Origin of the sequence: Methanoregula sp. (assembly GCF_002835825.1) — an archaeon.
GTDB lineage: Archaea > Halobacteriota > Methanomicrobia > Methanomicrobiales > Methanospirillaceae > Methanoregula.
Genome location: NZ_PIZH01000135.1, coordinates 1 through 5,461, shown reverse-complemented (window position 1 = coordinate 5,461; position 5,461 = coordinate 1). Strand labels below are relative to the sequence as shown.

The following is a 5,461-nucleotide window of genomic DNA, read 5'->3' as shown; positions in this document are numbered from 1 at the left end:
CCCCTCCTCCGGAATATCAGCGGAGTGTGGGATTACCGGCAATCTGTTTCACTTCCCCGGCAACCATGTGACAGACAAGGGTGAGCGGGTCCTCGTCGCTGCAGTTGTCGGGAGATTCTGCCACATTTCCGCTTCCGGAAAATGACCGGATCGCCAGGCTGGCATCATTCCGGGGAATGAGCCCCCAGGATTCCTCATCAACGATATGGAGGGCAGCAGTCACCCGGGCAAGGAACATTGGATCGGTTGCCCGGGAACGCAGGGTGCGAAGGAACCGTTCGCGGTCTTCCCCATCTCTCTGTTCCCCGGGAGATGGAGAAGAGGCAGTCCAGAGGGATTCTTCCGTCACGCCAAACCGGGACAACCGCACCAGCACGTCCCGCTGCGATTCCGCCGAGAGCCCGGTCTCCTCCTCCAGCGCTTTTGTCGTTGCCCGGATCACCGTCCTGCCGATCAGTTCGCCGAGTTTCGCGTGCTTCCCGGCATCAGTGAGGTGGAGCCGCGAGCCAGGATCGGACACGATGGCGATCATGTCGGTACCGGAACCGGTAGCGATCCCGCAGGAGTACAGGCTCCGGGCCATCAGCTGCTGGAGGGCCACAGCCTTTGCCTCGGCAGCAGTCATCAGGGCCCGGGCCATCGCGTGCTCCGGCAGGTCGGCCCCGATGACGAGGATGGTGTTGATGGTCCCCCCGACCGGCTCAAAGGAGTTCCCGTCCTCGTAATACGATGCAGGATCACCGGCCCGCCCGCCGTTCTTGTCGATCCCGGCCGTTACGATGGCAGTGACCGTGAGGTCCCGGAACTGTTCTGTGATAACTGCGGTATTCCTCATCTCCGCCCGGGTGACCAGGCCGGTGACACTCTCCGAATCGAACCCGAGACCGCGGGCAACTTCTTCGAGGTATTCCCGCACGCTCCCGCCATTATGGCAGGACTCGCATGCCTCACGCGGGATCTGGTGATTGAAGACTGCGTGGAGATCCGTACGGTAACCGCCATTCAGCCATGATGTGGAAAGAACCTTCCGCGGTCCTTTGAACCTGACCACAAGCGTTGTCCCGTGGTTTTCAACCTGCTCATTGCCCGGCAACACGACAATCATCGGTCCCGTCAGGTCGGCCCTGCCAGCGTCCATTCACCGGATCCCCCGGAACGCCTCGGCTGCCGCAACAAACTGTTCGCAGAAGGAGTCGCTGAAATAGGCATGAGTGTACGTCCCGATCGTGTTCTGTTCGATCAGCCCGTCGTTCCCGTCGAGGATTCCTGTTCCCTGCCCGAGTCGCAGGGCGAACCGGGCATCCGGGTCGCATACGGTTCGGGAGAAATGGAACTCGTGGCCGAGGACCCGGGAGCCACCTGCCCAGAACCCGGCAGGACCGGAAAAGGTCCCTTTCACATAGCCCAGTGCCTGGATCCGCGATGTCATTTCCGTGCAGGCCGGAAGAATCCCGGCCATCTGATACTCACGATCGGTCCTGATGGCCCTGCCCAGATACATCAGGCCGCCACACTCGCCATAGATGGGCATTCCATGCTCTGCAAGATCGCGGATGACGTGCCGGCAGGGGGATGCTTCGAATTCTCCGGCATATAGCTCCGGATATCCCCCGCCGAGATAGAGGGCATCCATATCGGGAAGATGATCGTCCATGGGCGAGAAGAACCGTAGCTCCGCACCGGCACGGGCGAGCCGGTCAAGGTTGTCCTGGTAGTAAAAGCAGAACGCATTGTCGCGGGCAACACCGATGACAGCCCGGTTCCCGGTTTTTTTGGCCATGGCACAACCCGGGGCTGAAAGCGGCGGAGCACCGCGGGCAACCGCAAGAATTGCATCAAGGTCGCACGATTCCCGCACAACCTGCCCGTACGACTGCATCCCATCGGATTCGTGCGCCATGACAAGGCCGAGGTGGCGGCTCTGCACCCCGGGCCCCTGCTGCAGGGGGATATAGCCCAGGGGAGGGACGAACTCTTCTGCCGCGATCATAGCGCGGTGCTTTGTCGTGGCGAGCCGGTTGAAGATGACCCCGGCAATCCTGACCCGGGGATCGAAGTCGCGGAACCCCCGGACAACGGCGTGGACGCTCCGGGCGGAGGCAGCAGCGCTGACAACCAGCACGACCGGGGCAGTGAGGAGCCGTGCCACGTGAGCCGTACTGCTGAAGTCAGAACCATCGATCCCGTCAAAGAGGCCCATTGCTCCCTCGATAACCGCGATATCCGCACCCGCAGATGCGGTAACATAGGTCTTTTGGACACCCTCTTCTCCCATCATGAACGGGTCGAGGTTCCGCGAGGTCCTGCCGCAGATCCGGGTATGATGGGTGGGATCGATGAAGTCCGGGCCGGTCTTGAACGGCTGGACGGTGAGACCTCGCTCCCTGAATGCTGCCATCAGCCCGCTCGCCACGGAGGTCTTACCGCAGCCGCTCTCCGTTCCGGCAATGACGAGCCGGGGGAAGGCGGTCATGATACCGTCCTCCCCCGAATCTCCGGATGCCGTATCCATATCACCGTCTCCGCTGGACCAGGAACACGGACGCGGCGATGAAAAGAACCGTCCCTGCTGCACAGAACCCCGGCGTTCTGGCGGTCGGGGCCACCCCTGCCGGTTCCCCTTTTCCGGTTTGCGTCATCTCCCGTACATCGGCTGCCACTTGTTCGGTTGCATCGACGATCCGTGGTCCTGCTCGGCTGATGGTATCAGTCTTCACGGCATAAACGTGATGGTTCTTCACGGCAGAGAGCGAGGCATATTGCGGACGTGTCATGAAATCCTCGAGGATCACGTCACGGGTTTTGTTGTCCATACCGCCGCCACCGTTGACAATGATGATATCCGGGTTCGTCATCAAGAACTCCTCAAGGGAGACCGTGCCCCACCCGCTCACCCGAAAAAAGGCATTCGTTCCACCCGCATGTTCGATCACGTCGTTCTGGAGGGTATCGTTCCCGCTCACGTACAGCGGGTTGTTCCATACCACGTGCGCTATGGTCGGGCGGGTGCCTGCCGGCTGCACCGGCCCCACATCTGCGAGGCGCGACGAGAGGTTCCATGCCAGCCGATCAGCCTCCGCATCCGTGCCGGTCAGGGCCCCGACCAGCCGGATATCCCGGATCATGTCATCGATGTTCCGGGGCGCAACGACCACCACGGTGAGACCGAGCGCCCTGAGCCGGGCTGTCGTTTCTGCCGGAGTTATATCCGATGCGATGACCAGATCGGGCCTCGCTGCCGAGACCTTCTCGGTGCTGATTGCGGAATATCCCCCGATGCGGGGGACGGTGTTCACTTCGGGGGGATAATTGCAGGCATCGGTTATCCCCACGAGGCGGCCGGTCAGGCCGAGGGCGGCAAGGATCTCAGTGTTGGAAGGGGCAAGCGATACGATCCGCTGGGGCGTTGCATTGAGCGTGACGTGTGTCCCGGCATCGTCGGTCACCGTAACAGCAGAAACCGGGAGGACACAGCAGGAAACGAGCAGCAGGGCAGCGATCAGGGTTGCCCGTGGATTGTGGAAGGGGGTTGTTCGTGATATCATGTCAGGGCTCCGTCTTTCCATGAGGACAGATACGTAAGGCTGCGGTCCGCGGCAGCCAGTTCGCGTGTCTCAACAACAAGGGTTGCATGCGAAGGGACCGAATCGAGAAGGGAGGGAAAGTCGATGGTGCCGCTGCCACAGGCATCATGGTCATCGTTCGTTCCGCCATTGTCGTGGAGGTGGACATGGCAGCACTGCCCGGTGGCAAGGAACGCGTCGAGGTTCCCGTTCAGCCGGGCATGGCCGCAATCGAGGACAAAACCAAGGCCGCGGGTATCCAGTTCGGGGAGGAGGGCGGGAGTCCGGAAATGGCAGCATTCCCACGAGCCCATGTTCTCGACACAGGCACGGACCCCGTGCTCCTCCTGGAGCCGTGAGAGATCGTCAAGCGAACGGAGCAGAGAGGCAAACGACCGGTCACGGACCTGCTCATACGCGGCATACCCCGGGTGGACAACAAGGTGGCGGGCGCCAATGATAGCACAGGCTGTCATCACGTCACCGAGGACGGCAACCGAGGACTGTCGCATACGTTCGTTGACCGAAGCGATGTTGATCTCGCTTGTCGGCGCATGGACGGAATATGAGCAGTCATACTGGCTGCATGGCCCAGGATCCGCGAGAATGTCATGGGGCCCGTCCGCTACGATCTCGACGTGGCCCGTGCGGGGGGAAAGGGTTTCAAGCGCTGCATCCAGCGGACGGTCCATACAGCAGAATGTTGAGAGAAAGAACGAGCGTGTCATGGTGTATTCCCCGAAGATTCCGGAGGGTTGCCGGGATTCCCTTCCAGGATTGCAAGGATCCCGTCACAGGTCCCGGTGCAGGATACCCCGGCACTACAGAGTGCAGCATAGGCGTTGGCAGCCTTTCCCCGGGTAAAGTCGAACGACGAGAACTCCCTGCCATCCGGAAGGTGGATAACGAGGCGCCCGGGATCCATGCCCTGGAGAATTTCAAGGACCGGGTAATTGCCGGTACCGACAGGATGCACAGAAAGGACGATGCGGTCGGCCTGTACCGCCAGCCGTCTAAGTTTTTCCAGGGCATGCGCCGGGATCTGCGAGAAGGGGAGGACAGGGATGCACGGGATGGCAAGCACCTTTGCCACGGCATAGTCCGAATCGGTGGTCGCGAGGATGCCGGCCGAGACGGAGTACCCGTTGTGGCTGAGGAAACGGAGGAGATCGCCCCCGCTCCCCCCGCCGGAGATGACAAGCACCTTTTGTTTCTCAAAAGAATTGTCACCATTATTCCGGGTATCGAGCGGCACGAGGATGGTCCGGCCAGTTGCCGGGTGCGAGGTGGCGACCACTTCGGCCCCGTAGACTTCCCGCACTTTTTCCGGTGTCAGGACATCCCCCGGTGCCCCGTCGGCAACAATATGCCCGCCCTGGATCATCAGGAGCCGGTCGCAGTACTGCAGGGCGAGGTTGAGGTCGTGGAAAACGCCGATGACGGTCCTCCCGGAACGGGCAAGGGCCCGGACAAGCGTGAGGATACCGGCCTGGTGCGCGAGGTCAAGGTGGGATGTGGGCTCGTCCAGCAGGATCACCGGCGTGTCCTGTGCAAGGGCGCGGGCAATGAGCACCCGCTGCCACTCGCCCCCGGAGAGGGCGCGGATCGACCGGTCCTTAAGGTGAGTGATGCCGGTCCGGTCAAGCGCGTTGTAACACAGGGCATAATCATCGGGTGAGAGCGAGGCAAACCTGCTCGCCCGTGCATACCGCGACATCAGGACGACCTGCAGGACCGTATAGGAAAACGGCCGGTCCTCGTCCTGCGGGACAAAGCCGAGAACAGCGCCCAGCTCGGACGGGGTATACCCGCTGACCGGCCTGCCGTCCAGTTCAAGGATCCCGCTGGAGGGGATCACGCGGCTGATCGCCCTCAGGAGCGGTGTCTTCCCCGAGCCG

Annotated in this window: 5 protein-coding genes; all 5 read right to left on the bottom strand. The window is 61.9% G+C overall.

The annotated features are described in order from the left end of the window. Positions 1–16: 16 nt before the first annotated feature. Entirely contained in the window at positions 17–1,138 is a 1,122-nt protein-coding gene (locus tag CW742_RS06290; RefSeq protein ID WP_292418006.1) for an adenosylcobinamide amidohydrolase, read from the bottom strand. Next, entirely contained in the window at positions 1,139–2,512 is a 1,374-nt protein-coding gene (locus tag CW742_RS06285) for a cobyrinate a,c-diamide synthase (protein ID WP_292418003.1), read from the bottom strand. A 1-nt stretch (position 2,513) separates the two neighbouring features. Beyond that, positions 2,514–3,545 (bottom strand): ABC transporter substrate-binding protein, encoded by a 1,032-nt coding sequence (locus tag CW742_RS06280; RefSeq protein WP_292418001.1) that lies wholly within the window; start codon positions 3,543–3,545, stop codon positions 2,514–2,516. Next, positions 3,542–4,291 (bottom strand): sugar phosphate isomerase/epimerase family protein, encoded by a 750-nt coding sequence (locus CW742_RS06275; protein ID WP_292417998.1) that lies wholly within the window; start codon positions 4,289–4,291, stop codon positions 3,542–3,544. The genes CW742_RS06280 and CW742_RS06275 overlap by 4 nt, the downstream gene beginning before the upstream one ends. Continuing rightward, positions 4,288–5,461 (bottom strand): ABC transporter ATP-binding protein (locus CW742_RS06270; protein ID WP_292417995.1); only part of this gene is annotated, 1,174 nt, incomplete at its 5' end. The genes CW742_RS06270 and CW742_RS06275, both read right to left, overlap by 4 nt.